13 protein-coding genes are annotated in these 19,131 nt (G+C 36.6%); 2 read left to right on the forward strand and 11 right to left on the reverse strand.

Annotated features, from left to right (window positions below; genetic code table 11):
- The first annotated feature begins 6 nt into the window (after nucleotides 1-6).
- Together OLM56_RS05575 and OLM56_RS05580 are read left to right on the forward strand one after the other, a co-directional pair.
- Nucleotides 7-2,910, forward strand: a complete 2,904-nt coding sequence (locus OLM56_RS05575) for an alpha-amylase family glycosyl hydrolase (protein ID WP_264528613.1) — start codon at nucleotides 7-9, stop codon at nucleotides 2,908-2,910.
- Nucleotides 2,911-3,045: 135 nt separating this feature from the next.
- On the forward strand, nucleotides 3,046-5,793 hold the full coding sequence (locus tag OLM56_RS05580) for an AsmA-like C-terminal region-containing protein (RefSeq protein WP_264528614.1): 2,748 nt from the start codon (nucleotides 3,046-3,048) through the stop codon (nucleotides 5,791-5,793).
- A gap of 1 nt (nucleotide 5,794) precedes the next feature.
- Here the strand turns inward: OLM56_RS05580 and OLM56_RS05585 are convergent, their stop codons facing one another.
- From OLM56_RS05585 to OLM56_RS05635, 11 genes are all read right to left on the reverse strand, one after another.
- Complete coding sequence (locus OLM56_RS05585; protein WP_264528615.1) at nucleotides 5,795-7,357, reverse strand: hypothetical protein; 1,563 nt, start codon at nucleotides 7,355-7,357, stop codon at nucleotides 5,795-5,797.
- A gap of 149 nt (nucleotides 7,358-7,506) precedes the next feature.
- Entirely contained in the window at nucleotides 7,507-8,409 is a 903-nt protein-coding gene (locus OLM56_RS05590) for a hypothetical protein (protein WP_264528616.1), read from the reverse strand.
- A complete protein-coding gene (locus tag OLM56_RS05595; RefSeq protein WP_264528617.1) occupies nucleotides 8,396-9,493 on the reverse strand; it encodes an RNA polymerase sigma factor in 1,098 nt (365 codons plus the stop codon). Before OLM56_RS05595 ends, OLM56_RS05590 begins: the two co-directional genes overlap by 14 nt.
- A 3-nt stretch (nucleotides 9,494-9,496) precedes the next feature.
- Nucleotides 9,497-10,489 carry a hypothetical protein gene (locus OLM56_RS05600; protein WP_264528618.1) on the reverse strand — a complete coding sequence of 331 codons (993 nt, stop codon included), beginning with the start codon at nucleotides 10,487-10,489 and terminating at the stop codon, nucleotides 9,497-9,499.
- Between the two features lie 177 nt (nucleotides 10,490-10,666).
- On the reverse strand, nucleotides 10,667-11,275 hold the full coding sequence (locus tag OLM56_RS05605) for a MarR family winged helix-turn-helix transcriptional regulator (RefSeq protein WP_264528619.1): 609 nt from the start codon (nucleotides 11,273-11,275) through the stop codon (nucleotides 10,667-10,669).
- A gap of 167 nt (nucleotides 11,276-11,442) precedes the next feature.
- Entirely contained in the window at nucleotides 11,443-11,703 is a 261-nt protein-coding gene (locus tag OLM56_RS05610) for a DUF2024 family protein (protein ID WP_264528620.1), read from the reverse strand.
- A gap of 19 nt (nucleotides 11,704-11,722) precedes the next feature.
- The gene (locus OLM56_RS05615; protein WP_264528621.1) at nucleotides 11,723-12,463 is read right to left on the reverse strand and encodes a hypothetical protein; all 741 of its coding nucleotides are present in this window, start codon (nucleotides 12,461-12,463) and stop codon (nucleotides 11,723-11,725) included.
- A 258-nt stretch (nucleotides 12,464-12,721) separates the two neighbouring features.
- Nucleotides 12,722-15,265, reverse strand: coding sequence for a T9SS type A sorting domain-containing protein (locus tag OLM56_RS05620; RefSeq protein WP_264528622.1), 2,544 nt, complete (start codon nucleotides 15,263-15,265; stop codon nucleotides 12,722-12,724).
- A 48-nt stretch (nucleotides 15,266-15,313) separates the two neighbouring features.
- Nucleotides 15,314-16,567, reverse strand: a complete 1,254-nt coding sequence (locus tag OLM56_RS05625; protein WP_264528623.1) for a Ca2+-dependent phosphoinositide-specific phospholipase C — start codon at nucleotides 16,565-16,567, stop codon at nucleotides 15,314-15,316.
- Nucleotides 16,568-16,663: 96 nt separating this feature from the next.
- Nucleotides 16,664-17,314 (reverse strand): response regulator transcription factor, encoded by a 651-nt coding sequence (locus OLM56_RS05630; protein ID WP_264528624.1) that lies wholly within the window; start codon nucleotides 17,312-17,314, stop codon nucleotides 16,664-16,666.
- Nucleotides 17,307-18,938, reverse strand: a complete 1,632-nt coding sequence (locus OLM56_RS05635; protein ID WP_264528625.1) for a sensor histidine kinase — start codon at nucleotides 18,936-18,938, stop codon at nucleotides 17,307-17,309. The genes OLM56_RS05630 and OLM56_RS05635 overlap by 8 nt, the downstream gene beginning before the upstream one ends.
- Nucleotides 18,939-19,131: the final 193 nt, after the last annotated feature.

The following is a 19,131-nucleotide window of genomic DNA, read 5'->3' on the forward strand; positions in this document are numbered from 1 at the left end:
GATAAGATGAAAAAAATTACGCTATTATTTCTATTGATGGTTTCCTACGCATGGTCGCAGCAACAAACAGTTACTTATACTGTGGCTCCGACAACCTTTGAAGAAAGCCAATCAATCACTTTAACCTTCAACGGAAGCAGTATCAATGAAGCAACGTGGGGAGTGACAGGCAATGCGCTTTACCTTTGGTCATGGTCTTTCGATCTCAATGATCAAAATAATGCCGATTGCCCTACGAATGGATCTTGGGATAATTCAAATGAAGCCAATAGGCTGACTTATAATGCTGGAACCGATAGATATTCCATAACTTTTGTGCCTAATACATTTTACAACAGGACAGGCATCGGAAGAATAGGATTTCTGATCAAAGCTAAAAACGGCAACGGAGATAAAAAATCCCAAGACATTTTAGTAGAAGTTGGAACTTTTCAAGTCAACTTGACGGCCCCAGTTCAAAACAGCAGTACGATACTTGCATCGGGTAGCAATTTTACGATTTCAGCAACCAATACAGGCGGTAATGCCAGCTATGTGCTAAAATCCAATGGAGCGACGATTAATACAAACGCAAGCACGGCAAGCTATTCATTTAATCACACAGGAATTACTTCCAACCAAAATTATTCCCTGGAAGTGACCCAAGCAGGCACTACAATTATAAAAAACTTTTCAGTTATTGTAAATCCTGGCGCCATTAGCGAAGCCCTGCCAGCGGGAATGAACGACGGAGTCAATTATAATCCTGCAGATCCGACAAAGGCTACGCTGGTTTTAAATGCTCCAAACAAAGATTTCGTATATGTAGCGGGAAGTTTTAATAACTGGCAACCTTCTGGAGCTTATGCCATGAAAAAAGACCCAGCGTCCGGAAAATTTTGGCTTGAAGTAACAGGACTGACTTCTGGAACAGCATATACTTATCAATATTGGGTTTGCGATCAGACTGATCTTCCTGCGAATTCACCTGCTTTGGTAAAGACGGCAGATCCGTTTTCTACATTGGTCTTGAGTCCGTTTGATGATCCAGAAATAGCTACTTTGGGCGTTTACCCAAACTTGCCGATATATCCTGCCGGCCAAGAAAGAGAAGTTACCGTTCTGCAAACCGGACCAACAGCATTCTATAATTACAATTGGAGTCCTGCGACAACTAATTTTGTGAAACCAAGCAAAAAGGACTTAGTAATCTATGAAGTCTTAGTAAGAGATTTTGATGCTAACAGAACCTACCAAAACCTAATCGACAAGATTGATTATTTTAAGAACCTTAAGATAAACGCAATCCAGCTCATGCCGGTTATGGAATTTGAAGGCAACGAAAGCTGGGGTTATAATACAGTTTATCATCTGGCTTTGGATAAAAGATATGGAACCGAAGCAAAGTTGAAAGAATTTATCGACTTATGCCACCAAAACGGTATTGCCGTAATTTTTGACGTTGCTCTTAATCACGTATACGGACGTTCACCACTAGAAAGAATGTGGATGCTCGATACAGACAACGACGGCTGGGCAAATGGAGTTACGCCTGAAAATCCATATTGCAATCAAAACGCGATGCATTCGTACAGCGTAGGAAGAGACTTGGATCATTTTAACGAGCCGAACAATCTTACAAGCTATTATGTCCAAAGAACAATACAGCATTGGATCAACGATTTCAAAATAGATGGCTTCCGATGGGATTTGACCAAAGGATTTACGCAAAATTGTCCTTATACTGGAAGTGCTTCCGCTCAAGATGCGTGTACCAATAATTACCAAGCAGACCGTGTTGCAAAATTGAAATACTATGCAGATCTGCAATGGGCTATCGACCCAAATTTCTATGTAATCTTTGAACATTTAGGAACTGGAGGCTCTTACAATGAAGAAGTAGAATGGGCCAATTATAGAAAAACAGGCGATGCTGACGGAATTTCCAAAGGAATCATGCAATGGAGAAAAATGACCGACCCATATGCCAATTTCTTAAAAGGAAACAGTACAAATCTTGCTGGTGTTGCAGATGCTACTGACAGATTTATCGGTTATGCCGAAAGCCATGACGAAGAAAGAGTAGTGTATAAAGCACTTACAGAATCAGGGCAGACTAACGGAAACTTGCCAAAAATATTGACAAGATTGTCTGCAATGGGCGCTCTTCATTTGCTAGTGCCTGGACCTAAGATGATCTATCATTTTGGAGACTTGGGCTACAACAGCTCTATTTTTACATGCAATAACGGAACAGTAAATACGCCTTCTGATGCAACGGCTGGCGACTGCAAGCTGGATACAAAACCACAGCCTCAATGGACAAGCAATTGGCTTGCTGATGTGGCCAGAAAAAAAGTATATGACGATTGGACAAAAATGATCGCTTTCAAAAAGAATGAAAATGTTTTTGAAAACGGAACGCATGCTTGGAACTTTTCTCAGACAGGAAGACCAAGACTTGATATTTGGACAAGCACTTCGCAAACAGAGAATTTGAGTTATGTTTTTGTCCTGACCAATGCTACAAATACAGTGTATAATGCTTCTGCTGGATTTCCTTATGCAGGAACATGGTACAATTTGATGGACGGCACGCCGATAACGGTGACCGATGTAAATATGGCTATTCCAATCGAGATTGATGGCTTCAGAATTTTTGGAAACAAACAGGCCTTGTTGGAAAGAAATGATTTCAATACAAAAACTGTAGCGTTATATCCAAATCCGTCAAGAGGACTTTTCAGCATCAGTACCGAGACCAAACAAGTGTCGATTTATTCGATTGCCGGACAATTAATTAAAGAATTTAAAGGAGATTTCAATAAAGAATATCAGTATTCAATTGAAAATCTGAATCAAGGAATGTACATCGTTAAGGTAGTAGATGCTCAAGACAGAGAAGCTACGCTGAAACTGATGAAACAATAATTTTTTGAGTTAGTTTTAAAGTTAGGTTTTTAAAAATGCCTTTTCGAGAAATTGAAAAGGCATTTTTTTATTTTTAGATGCAGAAAATTCTTGTTAGGAAATAAACTTTCATCCCATTACTTTTGTAGCATGAAAATGTCATTTAAAAAAATTGGGATTAAAGTTCTCAAGATAACGGGTATAGCTATCGCAAGCATTCTCTTGCTGATGTTTCTTTTGCCGTTGCTTTTCCCAGGAAGGATTGCAGAACAAGTGAAAGCTTTCGCCAATAAAAAACTGGATGGAGAATTGAGTTTCTCAGAATCCAACCTGTCTTTTTTTAAGCATTTTCCTTCTCTTACGGTTACCTTGGATGATTTTTCGCTCAAAGGTTCCGCTCCCTATAAAAATGATACTCTAGTTGCCGCCAAAGATGTGTCTTTTGGTATAAATCTGAAAAACCTGATTTTTGATGGTATTGTCAATATTGACGAAATTTATGTTTCTAAAGGCCTTATCAATGTAAAAGTAAACGAAAAAGGACAGGCCAATTACAACGTATATATCTCTGATACCAAAGAAGTTTCAAAAGATACAACAGGAACCTCAATACGCTTGGAAAGAATCGATATTCACAACGTATTGCTGAAATACGAGGATATTTCTGCAAAGATAAATCTAGAAGCCAGAGGGTTTAATTATCTCGGTAAGGGTAATCTCGACAAATCGATTTTCGACCTCTACACAGAAGCAAAAATAGAATCCTTGGATTTTGCTTTTGATGGAGAAAAATATCTAGAAAACAAAAAGATTGATGCCGATCTGGTTACCAAAATCAATACGAATTCCCTGTCTTTTGTTTTTCAGCAGAACGACCTGCTCATCAATAAGCTGCCGATAAGCTTTATAGGAAAGATGAATTTCCTTAAAGACGGCTATGACATCGACATAAAGATTGAGTCGACGAACAGCAGGCTGAATGATCTTTTTACAGCTTTGCCTCCAAAATACGTGACCTGGCTTGAAAAGACAAAAGTAAAAGGTAGAACAGACCTGTTGCTAACTTTCAAAGGAAATTATAACGCCTCGCTGAATCGCAAGCCCGATTTGGCATTTGGAATGAATATCAGAGAAGGAAATATAGCGTACAAAGATGCGCCATTTGAAACGTCCAATATAGCTTTAAAGTTTTACACAAAATTACCTTCGTTAGAAACAGAAAAACTCGAAGTAAGTCTCGATACGCTGCATTTTAATATAGGCGATGATTATTTAAGCGCCAAGATAAAATCGAAAGGCATAAAGAACATTGATTTGTCTGCTAACTTGAAATCAAAATTAGACCTCTCCAAAGCAATCAATGCTTTAGGAATAAGCAATATAGAATTGAAAGGAAAACTTTTGGCCGACATCAATTCAAAAGGAGAATACAACAGCGAGAAAAAACTGTTTCCGGTCACGGACGGAACGATCAATCTTCAAGAGGGTTTCTTGAAAACGGAATATTATCCAAATCCGATTACCGACATCAAATTTATCGCTTCGGTTAAAAACTCGACGGGCAAATACAAAGACTTAAAAGTAAATGTAACACCTGCGTCCTTTGTTTTTGAACAGAATCCAATTTATGTAAAAGCGATCTTGTCTGATTTTGATGATGTCAGCTATGATATCGTGGCAAAAGGAGAACTTGACATTGCCAAGATTTATAAAGTCTTTAGGCAAGAAGGTTTAGATGTGAGAGGCTATGTAAAAGCAAATCTGTCACTGAAAGGAAAACAAAGCTATGCTACGACAGGACAATATAACAAGCTAAACAATAAAGGAAGCTTGTTGCTAAGAGACATAAAAGCAACGTCAGAATTATTCCCGAAGCCGTTTTTTATTAAAGAAGGACTGTTTACGTTTCATCAAGACAAGATGAATTTTGACAAGTTTAGCGCTAATTATGGCAAATCAGATTTTGCTATGAAAGGCCGATTGGATAACGTAATTAATTTTGTCCTTGAGAAAAATGCTATATTAAAAGGTCACTTCGAAGTAAATTCTGCCTTTATCGCAGCGGACGAATTCATGGCCCAAGAACCTGCCAAAACCGAAAAAGTATCAGTCCCTGATGCTGAAAAAAATACAAAAACAGCGGAAGCATCTGGCGTGATCCTTTTGCCTGAAAATTTAAATGTTTCGTTATTGGCCAATGTAAAAAAATTAGAATACGATAGGCTGGTTTTAGATAATGTTACGGGAAGTACAGCTTTGAACAAAGGCAAACTGCTTTTCCAGAAAATTGGTTTCGAGATTATAGGCTGTAGAGTAGGAATCAATGGTTTTTATGATGACCAAAATATGAAACAAGCTGATTTTGATGTGCATTTTGTGGCCAAAAACTTCAATGTCAAGAAAGCCTATAATGAAATCGAAATGTTCAGGAAATTAGCCACAGCCGCCGAAAAGGCAGAAGGTATTATTTCGCTAGATTATACCGTGAAAGGCCAATTAAATGAAGAAATGAAGCCAGTTTATCCAACATTGGTTGGAAAAGGTGTTGTTTCGCTCAGCAAAGTCAAAGTCAATGGATTGAGGCTTTTTAATCAATTGAGCAGCAAGACCGATTTTGAGAGTATTGACAACCCAGATTTGAGCCAGGTAGATATCAAATCGACTATCAAAAATAATATAATCAGAATCGAGCAGACCAAGATGAAGGTCGCGCTTTTCAGGCTGCGCCTTCAAGGAGAAACTAGCTTTGATGGCAAGTTAAACCTTAAAATACGTGTCGGATTGCCTCCATTTGGATTAATCGGAATACCAGTAGTTGTGACAGGAACACAGGATAATCCAAAAATCAAAGTATTTAGCAAAACCGGAGAAGAAATCCAAGAAACGAAGCCAATTCAGCAATAAATTATAGCAAGGTCTTTTTCAAGCCTTCGCCAATATTTCTCCAGAAAAAATTGTAGAAAGATTTTTCTTGAATTCGTTCTACTTCAACTTCTGTCTCGACTATTTTTTCATTAGAATCGTTTTTCACAAAAAGATTACCAACCGCAGAAAGGAATTTGTTTTTCTTCTGCGGATTTTTTTTCTGATAAATTGTAACTTTTATATCATCGTATTTGATGGCAAAATCTCCTTTGGATTTCACGTCGTTCCCCGTAAAATTGAAATAGACTTCATTGAGCTTGCCTTCAACCGCTACATTCATATACGGTTTTGTAAAAGGCCTCAGTTTATGTGCAGGAAACTGGAAAATACTGCCTTTGATGTTAAATCCGTCAGATTTATCCAATACATTAAAGCGCCAGTTTACTTTCATAGGGGAGACGTTCATGAATTTGCAATTAATGGTGATTTTTACGTCAGCAAGCTTTTTCTGGTTATAGCCACTGTTGATGTCGGTTACAAACATGTTGAATTTGTTGAAAGAGAGCAATCCTGCTCCTTTTTCAAACGTCTTTTCTTCCTCATATTCCAACGTTGATTCCCGAATCGCAAGCGTATCGACATGCAGCGGGAATTTGATTTCACGGAGCAATTTATTATACAAAGGCTTTTTTGAAAGATCATCAGGCGGCATTTTCGGACGGTAGATGCTGGCAAAAACCTTTTCTAAGAAGATGTTGGTCGAATTGAAATAAAAAACGTCGTCCTTAAATCCCCAATCCATATTGTTGATGCTTATTTCTTGAGCATTTACGGTAAAAATATCTTTTTCTTTCGGGATCTTTCTAACGAATTCCGGACGGTTGTATTCCGGTATCATGCTGAAATCGGCTATTTTCAAGTCCGATTTGTCGGTATGTATTTTTTTAGCAGTCAAATGATAGAATTCGCTGGCTCGATAATAAATACTGTCGCAATCAATTTCAAAATTTTTATAACTGAAAGGAATTTTTTCTTTTAGTGTTGTGTCGTCCAAAGTGATGCCGTCAAGCTGCATAGAAAGATTGTGTACAATTAACGAAGCCTTATTGTTGACTGTAGAAATAATCTGCAAGCCAGAATTAAAAAGATAAATGTCGGATACGGAAATCGTATTTTTAAAAGGAGCAATGACCTTATCGCGAATGCTCTTAGGATCGTTTAAAGCCTTGTCGTTATCTTTAAAAAGAATAATTTCGGGCTTGTTTATGACGATTTTATCAGCGACAATCCTTTTGCTAAACACAATCGACCAAGCTCTGATTCCTTCTACTTTAATACTTTGAATGGTAGCGTAAATTCCAGACTTTACGTCTTTTTTCTGCAAAGATGATTTGGGCACAACAGTAATGTCTTTAGCAACTGCGTTTCCGTCCCACAAAGCAACTTCAAGCGTTTTGTAAGTAATCTGATAAGGAGAATTATTGTTTTCGTTAATAATGACAGGAAGTTGCTTCCTAATCCAATAGTTTAGGCCTATGTTCAAGACAAGGGTTAAAACGAGCAAGCATCCAATTCCGATCACTACTTTTTTCCACCAAACCATAGAATTTCTTTTAGTATTTCATTTAAATATACCTATAAAAATGGAGGCTCGGAAACTAAGAAGGATTTATTATAAGAAAATTATGATTTGTTCATGCCTGTTTTGAGGAGCTAACTATCAACTATCTACTTTCAACTATAAACTGTCAATTATAAACTATAAACCAGTTGCAATACAAATCTTTTCTCCGAAAAATCATTTTTAGTCTTGAAAGATTCATTCTTATCCTGCTTATTAGTGAAAACCAAATTGTTTGCTTTTCCAGAACTAAAATGCACCGCAACAGAAAGATGTCTTGAAAGAGAATACTGCACTTCGGCTAAATAGCCTATCTGTAAGGCTTCGGCTTTAAATGTTTGTGTTTCATTTAGAGTAGAAGGCAGTTCTTTAGACGATCCTAAAAAGTAGGATTTATAGTTGCTTGCACTGAAAAACCCACCTATGGAAGGCATAAACTTATTTATTTTGTAGTAGAATTGAATTGGAACTTGAAACTGAAAATGTTTGTTTTCAATAGACTGAAATAATTTAGGCTTGTTGTTTATAAAATAGTAGCCATTGAGATCGCTGTCCTTTTGTAATGCGTCAAATGAAAACGGACTTGCCCAATACAACGCATCGACTCCAATTCCTACAGAAAAATTAGAATTGAAAAGTTCTTTTCGTGTCCAAATTCCTAAGCCAAATCCGATGGCATTCGAAGCATCCATCTTTTTAAACAAACTGTTGCTGGACAGACCAAGATGCAATTTGCCTCCAAAAAACCAGGTTTGTTTTTCTTCTTTTTTAATACTTTTTTTATTGGTGATAAGAACAAGAGTGTCAATAGGAATTTGGATTTTTTTTCCGTTTTGAGTCAGTTCTAATTTGTCTTTTTTATTGTTTTCCGAAGTAAAAATTGCTTTATCTATTTTAATTACCGGCTTTTCGATAAAAATTGTATCGTGTATGATAATTTCCTCATAGACAAAAATCGTATCGACTTTTTTTTCTTGAGAAAAAGCAAAAGAAGTTATGGTTAAAAAAAGAAGTAGGAATTTATTCTGAAACATAAATGGTATCTTTTTTTATAATTTGTTTTTTGATGATCACTACTTTTTGAGATTCGTTTTTTGCTGAATCTTTTGCAGAAACATGAGTGGATTCTTCTGGCGTTTTTTGAGAATTGTTCTTTGATGGTGTTGCTTTTTCTTGCGTAAAAATGGTTTTGAGTTTTTTTGGTTCTATCGCAGTTTTTCCATTTATTACAACATTTTCAGGGCTTACAACAAGTTGATTTTTAGGCATACTATCTGTAGTCTCAACATTCAATTGACGTTCTTTTTTTTGCGGTATATTTTTTAGATTAAAATTATAGGCATAAAAAGCAACACCTATTACACATATCAAACAGATGCTTATGGTTGTAATTTTTGATGCTGGAGCTATTTTAGCCAAGCCTATAAATTGATTTGGAATTGCTGTCTTTTTTGGAGTTAATTCGAAAGCTTTTAAAGGCTTTATTTCAAAATCTTGAAATTGTTTTTTATAAAAATTAGCGAACATTTGGTTTTCAAAACCTAAAAAGAGCAAGAAAGCAATACGACGTTTCTTTTTCTCATCAACCGGTTTTTCTTTTATTCTTTCCAATAGGAAAAGCTGGATTGTTTTTCTAGCCCTGGATAAATGCGATTTTGAAGTGCCAGTCGAGATATGAAGTATTTTGCCAATTTCGCTATGTGAAAATTGATCAACCACATACATGTTAAAAACAGATTTATGATGTTCAGGCAAATGATCTATGGCTTCTAATATGTCATTTCTTTCTAAATCGGCAGAGAGAAGTACGCTTTTGGTGTCTATTTCAAGGGTATTCATAATAGTAGTTGAATCAACAATTTCATAATCTTGATGCGTTGAAAAGTTTATTTTTTTTACCTCTTTCAAATGATGGATGGCCATGTTTATGACAATTCTGCTCAACCAACCCTGTAAGGCACTTTTATCCTTTAAGGTGTCTTCTTTTTGGATTGCTACAATAAAAGAATCTTGGACGATATCCTCGGCTGTGGCAACATCCTTTATATATCTGCGACAAATCCCCAAGAGTTTTGGGGATGTCTTTGTATAAATATCATTCCAGTTGATGCTATTCATGGTTTAGTTTTGGACTACAAAAAGCGATAAGAATGTGCCTTGGGAATCTGGAAGTTCTGCCGCCTCAACTCCGTTTATGGTCAGGTAGCTAATATAGCTATCAATCCCTACCTGAGTGATTTTGTAAGTGTTGTTATTTAGAATTTTAAAATCCATAATTCCGCCCAATTGAGGTTGTCCTGCATCATGTAATACGCCATTTTTATAGATGCTGGCAACATCAGTAAGATATACGTTGTTATTCTCAAAAAACATAGATGAAATTGCAGCGACAGCTGGAAAAGAAGTTTCTGTACCAGTAGTTATGTTTTTATAATAGCCACCACTGTTTGCAGTTCCGTAGGCATATACTTCGTTATTATTTTTAGCTAAGCCAGTTAGTGTAGCAAATGGGATTTCTGTAAAAACATTGTTTGTATAATAGCCATTTAAGGTTAAAGCGCCGGTATTGGAAGCAGCTATATAAACAGTATTGTTTACGGCTTTTATTTTAGGATAGTTCTGAACGTAAGCACCATAATCACGAACTACCGTCTTGACGCCATTTTTCCAATACGCAAGGCTATAATCTTCAAAAGTGATTATCCTTCTTTTGGTGTAGCCTACAAAATAAACATCATTTCCAACTACTTCAAAATCAGTTATAGCCATGACTTCCTCTCCATCAGTGCTTAGGCTGGTTTTTAAATTGGTTAGCACGCCATTTTTCCAAAACATAGGGAAAGTTTCAGTTGTAGTTGTTCCAACACCGATTCCTAAGACATACACGTCATTGTTTGCTACTATAATTTTGTTTGCTGTTGGAGCCGTGATTCCTCCAGAATCTAGCAATACAAGCTGGTTGTTTTTCCAATAACAAGCCTGGCTGTTTTTCTGGCCAGCAACATAAACGTCTACAGAGTTGTTCGTCGGAGTATCAGTATCCACTAAATCCTCACTGCAGGAAATTTGTAATAAGCCAGTAAATACCATCAGGGTAAGTAAAATCTTTTTCATAATAAAAATAAATTGGAGTTAATATACTTTAATTTTATGATAAGAGCGAAAAATCTGAAAAGGTTGCAGTAAAAAAGTAAAATAAATGCAAAAAGAATAAATTTTTGCATCGGATGAAGTTGTTGCAACAGCTGTAATAACAACCATTGACACGATATAAAAGATTGGTTTTTGAGGCTAGTAAGCCATGGATTTATCATGAAACTCAGGACAGTCGATACGAATGTCTCTGTCTTCTAATTTCATTACGAGCAAGTCGCAAAAATGTTCAGGACCAACTTGAGAATAAAACTTGCAGTTATAGCAAGTTCTTTGGATATCAATAATGTGTGATTTATTCAGCCCGATAATAAGATCTGAAATGCTTTTCCAGATAATTTCTTTGTCTGATTCGCTGGTTTGAGAAATGATTTTAGTGACTGGGTTTGGAAAGTCTTCCGTTTCGAGAACGATTCTCTTTCCGAATTGAGTAAGTAGGATTGTATAGCTTCTGGAATCATTCAGATCGACTGATTTTTCAATCATATTCTTTGCTTCTAGAATTCGGACGGCATCGCTTATCGTTGGCTTGGTGACGTTAAATTCTTTTGCCAAATAACTTACTGTTGATTTTTCCTGCGTATGATTGTGGATGAAAATGAGCAGCTGAATCTGAATCGGGCTTAGTGAATGTTCCTTAGCTTTTTCCCATAAGAGCACCTTAAAAACTTGCGACAGCCGTTCAAGGCCTGCAACTATTTTGTTGTCAAGATTTTCGTTTTGCGTAGTAAGGTTAAAAATCGACATAATATAAATTTTAAAGCACGTTACCTGTTCTTGCTGTCGTCTCTTGCCAAAAATAACCATTTTTAGCTAGCTATATTCTCTTCTGTAAACTTTTAGGATTCTTAAATGGTTAAAGTTTCACACCCAATATTTTAGATGTGAAACTTAATAAACCGTGTGCTAATTTTCTAGCAACCTTCCATTTCGATTATAAAATAGCCTTTTTGTTCGATACTGGTGACGATTTCTTCTGTTGCCTTTTCGATATGACAAAAGTTACATTCTTTAGAGGTCAATGTTGAATCTTCCTCGTTTTTTGATTTCAGATACTTTTTTCCAAAATCGTATATAGTTTCTAAATCTGAAATTTCATTCGGAGCCAAGATGTCAAAATGCATGAGGCTTCCGTCTTTTTTAGTAACATAAGTGTCCCAAACAGCTACTTTCATAAGTGTGTCTTTAGAGTTATTATTTTACGTTGTAAGGCAATGACAAATTTCCGCTGGCTACAGCATATACTTTATAAACGCCTAACATTGGTTTCTCTCCAGTTTCTGTATGAGCGCTGTTTCCGCCAGTATTTACTTCCATAAAACAGGCTACAGCATCAAATTTAAAATTAGTTTGGTTGTTTATGCGGTAATCTGGAACAATTACTTTAATAGAATTTCCTTCTGTAACTACATTAAATCCAGGGCTGTCCATATACATTGGCATATTAGGTGCCGTTTTTGGCAGGATGACCGACTTGTCCTCTTTTTTAAATTCTTTTACAGACAAGCCGCCTGGAACTCTTTTATCTTCTGTGAGAATTACCCAATGCGGATGCCAGATAATACCGTCATTGTCGAATATACCGTCTGCGTTTTCGTCCCAAATAGGAGTGTCGTCAAAATCAGGATGTGAAGTTAATGCCAAAGCCACGATGCCTTCTGTTTTGTTGAATCCAACATCTGTAGACTTTAATGTTGTAGGGAAAACATATCCTAGAACGGGAGCTCCGTTCAGTTGTCCAGCTTTTTTAGGAGTTGTAGCGCCAGCTTGGCCAGCCACTTTTATTTCCCAAATCGTTACGCCCAGTTTTTTATCGTGTTTGACAGAGGCCGATTTGATTTTAAAATCTTCATTATTGTAATTGACACATTTGTCGCATGCGCTAGCTGTATAATAGCTTAATAAAGTGATGAGTAGGAGTGCTAAATTTTTCATGTTGTTGTTTTAAATATTAATTGCAAAATCGCAGTACAAATTTAGTAAGGAATCCTAACTAAAAATAATGTTTAACATTTATTTAAGAATTATTGAATGTATAATGTTTCAATAATTAGGGATTTATTGCATATATGAAAAGCCTAAGTATTAAGATTACTTAGGCTTTTCAAGATATTTCCCCAGTTTTTTGGAAATGGTGAAGTGTAGGTGGTAGAAGTTTTATTAGGACTTTGAAAAATCAAAAAATTAAGGTTGTCAATCTTTAATAAATAAAAGGGTTTTAAATTTATTTTCTGCAAAAACCTGAGTCAGATAAGCTCCTTTTGCTAAAGAATGTACATCAATTTTAGTATCTCCGTTGAGTCGCTGTTCCATTATTTTTCTTCCGTTCATATCATATATAATAACCTTCTCAATAACAGTTTCTGAAATTAAATTCAAAATATCTTTTGTTGGGTTTGGATACAATATGAAATTGTATTTTACATTTTCGCCAATAGCCAAAGCAGGATTAAAAGCTCTAACAGCTAAAGAGGCTGAAGCTTCGCAATTGCTGATTGTTTGTGTGGCATAATATACCGTATCATTTATTAATACAGTATTGATTGGCAATTCATCAGTATGATTGGCAGCTGTTTCGGCTGTAGCATACCATTTAATGTTTTGGCCATTAATGACTAAAACGCTCAGATCATCACCAGCATTAAAACTTTGGACAGGGTCTCCTGTCGGAGCGGTTATCGGAGCTTCTTCGGTAATTGTAAACGATCGGGTCGTGCTGCAATTGTTGGAATCTCTTACAGTCACTACGTAAGTTCCGGCTGCCAATCCAGTCGCTGTGCTAGTCGTTTGTACTGGAGTAGTATCCCAAGAATACGAATAGGAGCCAGTTCCGCCAGTAACGTTTACCGTAGCAGATCCTGTGGCATGGCCATTACAATCTACATTGTTTTGTGACGCCGCCGCCGCAGATAAGGCAGTCGGTTCTACAATAGATGCTGAAACAATACCAGTACATCCATTAGCATCTGTTATGGTTACGGTATAACTTCCGGCGGCAAGACCTGTCCTGTCCTCTGTAGTAATACCACCGCCCCAATCGAAGGCGTAAGGAGAAGTTCCTCCGGATGGTGTCAGGTTTATGCTTCCAGTAGATGCTCCATTGCAAGTCACATTACCTACAATCAAAGTACAGCTTATAGTCGGAACCGTTAAAGTAGCATTGTTTGATGTCGCAGAAGGAGAGCAATTTCCTGTTGCAGTTAGTCGATACAAATAGCCATTCATGGTCGCTGTCACTCCGGTAACGGTTAAAGTTGCTGTTGTCGTTCCAGAATAAGGAGGTGTGTTAGACAAATTTGTAAAGCCAGAACCGGTATTCACTTGCCATTGATAAGCTGTAGCATTGTTAACTGTTGCAGAAAAGGCGGTGTTGGCTCCTGCACAGATTGTTTTTGACAAAGGCTGGGCCGAAATTCTAGGAGAAGGATTTACCGTAATTGTAAACGTAATAGGCGCTCCTGAACAAGTAGTGCCTAAATTGGTATACCTAGGAGTAACCGTTATAGTAGCCGTAATAGGTGCATTGGTTGTATTGGTTGCCGTAAAAGAAGGAATATTTCCTGTTCCGGATGAAGCAAGTCCAATTGAAGGTTGATTGTTTGTCCAGGAATACGTAACCGGAGTGCTGTAATTCAATTGAACTTTTAGGTTTTTCGGAGTACCGGAACAAGGATCTCCAAAATTGTCATTCGTAGCGTTAAGACGAAAAGAATTCTGTCCCAAAGCAATTGCAGATACAACGCTAACGCTGCTTGACGAATGGCAAGATCCTAAAGCAAAACTGCCGCAGTTTCCTGTCGGATTTCCATAACTAGCAAACAATACATTGGTAAATGTAGAACCTGAAGGAGCTTTTAGGTTTAGGGTGCCTCCTTCGAGTACTGAGCCACATAACACTCCTGTAGTATTGCTGCTAAAATTTACAGCATTAGTCATACTGCTGTTACATACAGTCTGATTACTAACATTATTTACTGTCGGTATTGGATTGACATAAACCTCTTGTGTTTGAGAAGCGGTTATCGTACCATTACTTGCGGTTACGGTATACGTACCTGCATTAACAGTAGAAGCATTGTTGATACTTGGGTTTTGAAGCGTTGAAGTAAATCCATTCGGCCCCGTCCAATTGTAAGTGACCCCGCTCGTGAGTCCTCCGAAATCGGATGCCAAGTTTAATGCACTTCCTAAACAGGGAGCGTTAGCTGTGGTATGAAGAGGTAAAATGTCAACATTGAATATCCATTCGCCACTTGGATTGCCTCCTGCATTGTCAATTTCAATGGCAGTAATGCCAGGTTGAATAATCGTAAGTACCCCATCTCCATTGATGAGCTTGCCTCCCGATATTGCTCCTGAACCCCAGGCACACATTCCTGTGTAGGCAGAAAAGTTGGAGTTTTGCAATGCATAAGGACTTCCATTTACAGAAACCGAAATTATATTGTTGACGGCAGTAGAAACAAAACCGTAAATTTTGACACCAGCAATAGGTTTGTTGAAAGTATAACTGACTTTACCGTTATTACGAATTCCTTGAAAGTAGGGCAAAGGATTTCCAAAACAAGTAAAGGTACCGGCATCTCCTTGTCGAGTAACAGAAACTATAACGTTTCCCACATTAAAGTTTCCATTACCAGTAGCCGGTACTGTATAGTAAGGTTGTTGTGCATATAGGCTATCTGAAAAAAAGATAAAAAATAGCATTATTAAAATAGAAGTGTAGTGTTTTTTCATGATAAAGAATTTGAATTTTGGCCTGTTTTAATTTAAATGGAAAACAGATTATCTCGGTACTAATTCGTAAATTTCATTACTGCCATTATTTTCTGATAATTGAGAGGCTCTCTTGGTCATATATTTAAGATTACCAAGATTCTGAATATAGTATTGGTTTTCCTTACCTTCAATTTTAATCAATTTCCATTTTTGGTTAATGCTCTTGACTTCACTCTGCATAGTGGTAATATGATCAGAGAAATACTTTTTGTTTTTGGTGTTTTTAATGGCAAAAATAGTAGGTCCGTCATATTGGCTTTCAAATTCGAACTTGCAAGTTGAGCTGTCGTAATTTTTTGTCATTTTTGTCGCATGATCGGTTCTGTACTCATTGTTGGCAATATTCTTCATCGACTTAAATTCGGAGGGAGGCAACGGTGGCAAATCAATCATTTTTTTAACGTAAGGCTGACCTTCATTGCTCACGTATGCCCATTTGTTGTTTCGGATTTTATTTGTTGCAATGGCACTAAAAGTGGAATTCAGCGCTTTTTCCCAAAGGTCTGCATCGTTTACTTCGTATACTCGGGTAATTAAGTTTTTCTTACTGTATTTCTTGACTATATCCTGCCACTTGTCTTTCTTTTTAGTATCGAAGTTGAAAAATACCCTATTGCCTTTTTCAGGGGGATTTTCTTCTTCCGAGCCATTATCACTAAAACAAAGTCTTTTGGTGAGCAGATCGGCAGCATCAGCATACTCCCTTTTCCAATCGGGATTGCCAGTTAAACAGAAGATAACTTTTCCGCGCATTTGGTCAATCTGCGGCCAGCCTTTCTCAACCACAAACGAACATAGGTCGTTATAGGTGTCGCTTTCCGTTTTTGGTTGAGATGCATACAACATTCCCGGCGTATAGATAATCGATTTGTCAAAATATTTAGTCAAATACTGGTCAATTCGATCTCCAAAATGCAAATAGCCGTCTTTTTCGCTTTTTATATCTATATACACTACAATCGGCAAATGATTTGGGTTGCTATTGTGCCAGCCAAATATATAACCTAGCCATTCGTCAAGATGAGAAGCGGCCGATGCTCCTAACGTATGAGATACTTTAAAATACCCACTAGTGATTTCACCATCTTTATAATCTTTGGATTGTCTGATGATATCAAGTTCTATGGCCATACAGCCGCTTTGGTAAGGGGCAGTTGGGTCAAAATCCAATTGCTCAGAAATGGTCTCATTGCGCTGATAGGAGTTGTGAGAAGCTTTAAAAGAAATAGCCCCAAATGTTAAAGAATCTGTATTTTTCATAATGTATTGTGTTGTTTTCGAGTCTAAATTTAGACCCAACCAATACAATCACTTGAAAAAATGTTCTGAAACCCCTTCTTTTTGTTCTGAAACTAATCAGAAATTTTTGGAGATTTTGAAAACCTTGTCCTCAATAAACAATTTATCATTTATGACCTTTGAAACATGATATGGGTTCACGGCAACGCTTCTGTTGATTCTTTTGAAATATTTGGGAGGAAAGACATTTTCCAGATACGACAGGGTTGTTCTCAAAACTTGGTCTTTGCCTGATTTCAAATATATTTCCACATAGATATGGTCGGCTTGCGCAAAAAGGAAATCTTTCGACTGAAAATAGTAGATCTGCTTCCCGATTTCAATTTTAATAATCGCATCCTGATTGGCCAATGCCAGATTGATGGCTGTAATTAAGTTGACACTTTCTACAGGCTTGGAAAGATAAGCTGCCGGCTTCAGGTTTGTCACTTTCTCCAAAGTGCTGGGATCTGTCAATGCGGTTGTAAAAATAAAAGGAAGCGATAGGGTAGTATTAATGAAATTGGCCAGATCAAGACCTGTTTTTTCTCCCGAAAGAGAAATATCAATTAAGACGAGATCGAATACTTTGTGAGATAACAGGATCCGCGCTTCTTCATAATCGTTGGCAATCTCAGTTGAGAAAAAGGGATCCAGCATTTTCTTTAGCGAAAAAGCAATTAAAACTTCGTCCTCTACAATCAATATCCTGCTTTTATGCTCAGTCATTTGGAAATACGATTTTATAATTAGCTTTTTCCCTAGTATAGCTACCTTTTAGTTGTTTTACCATACCTTCGATAATAAAAATTCCAAGCGAATCATTTTTAATATCAAAACTAAATTCTGTTCCGTTGTCATTGTAATCCATCACAATTTCGCCTTTTTCTGTTTTTTCCAGTTTGAAAAAAAGTGAAAGCAGGTCAGATTCTGGCTTTGCGTGTTTGATCGAATTGGTAATCAATTCATTGATAATTAATCCTAAAGGTAATGTTTTATCTACTTTTAGTTGAATATCATTCATGTCTATGTCATAACTAAAGTTACGATTACCGCTTGAAAAATGGGTTTCAAAAATTTTGCGGGTATATCTTTTGATCTCGATATACGAATCGTCATTGTGATTGACATTGTACGAATACAGCTCGTGAGCAATCGTAATGGTTTTGATACGCTGATAAAGTTCGTCAAATCGTTTTTTATAATCTTCGTTGTCGGCTTGATCTTTCTGAAATCCGATAAGACTGAGAATCACGGCGAGGTTGTTTTTTACGCGATGATTGAGTTCTTGTACAAGAAATTGTTTTTCTTCCAGATTTTTCTGTAATGCCTCATTCTTTTGGGTAATTTTCTTCCTCTGATTTTCTATTTTTTTCCGGTATTTGTTTTGCATCCAAAGGAAGAAAAGTAGCCCAAAAAGTAGTATAAGTAAGCTGATAGTGAATCTTCGGGTGTTGCTGATGTTTTTTTGCAGTTGTTTTTTTTCAGACCGTTCTTTTTCAAAATTATATTGTAATCCGAGTTCTTTTACTTTCAGGTCTCGCTGTTCATTATTGAATTCCTTGTAAATTTCTGATGCTGTTTTGTAATAATATAAAGCAGAATCCGACTTATTTTGTTTTTCCATAATATCGCTTTTCATCTGGAAAATATCAGCTTTATAATTCAAGACATTCGATTTCGATGCCATAGCGAGTGCAGAATCGATATAAATATTGGACAATCTGTAGTCTTTCTCCGAGAAATAGAAAAAACTCAAATTATGATACATCGATATAATGGCTTCATTGTGATTTAGATTTTTGTACAGATAAAGCGCACGCTGGTAATGTTGGAGCTCTTTTTGCAGATTAGTCTTTCTGTTTCCAAGTCCTAAAATTAATTCTACCACAGGCATATTCACTTGATCGTTTACAGATTCCGCATATTCTTTTGCTTCATTTGCCAAATCGTAAGCTTTTTTAGAAAAACCGTTGACTCTGTAATACGAAGATTTCCGAATCAAGAAATTAGTGTAGTTTTTTAGCTTAAGTTCAGGGTTGACCAGAAAAATGTTCGCCGCTTTTTCCAATTCTTGCAGGCAGGATTTGGCATCATCATTAATCTCAAAAATAAGTGCCCTTTCTACATGGATTTTCAGTTTTTGTTCCGCCGTAAGTTTAGGATTAGAAATAAGATTTTGAGATAGCTTGAAAGCTTCATCATAAAGTCCAAACTCAGTAAGAATCTTGGTCTTCATTACATCCAAATCAGCTTTTTCACTATCAGTATAGCGCTCCCTGTTTTTGTTGATGAGGTCCAAAGCAGTTTTGAAATCTGAATACAACATTCTTTGCTCGAGATCCTTTTTCAAAGCTTGAAAGGAATCTTGACCAAAACAAAAAAAATGTAGAAAAAACAGAAAAAAACTAAAATAAATTCTCACCTTTTACTAAAATAAGATACAATATAATTCTTATTTTCATAAGAATGGGGTTTGTTTTGTGTAAGATCAAATGTAGGAGTTTCAAGAAGCCTTTAGCTAAAAATGTTCTGAAACATTCTTT

The sequence above is a fragment of the Flavobacterium sp. N2550 genome (assembly GCF_025947265.1).
In the GTDB taxonomy this organism is placed as follows: Bacteria; Bacteroidota; Bacteroidia; order Flavobacteriales; family Flavobacteriaceae; genus Flavobacterium; species Flavobacterium endophyticum.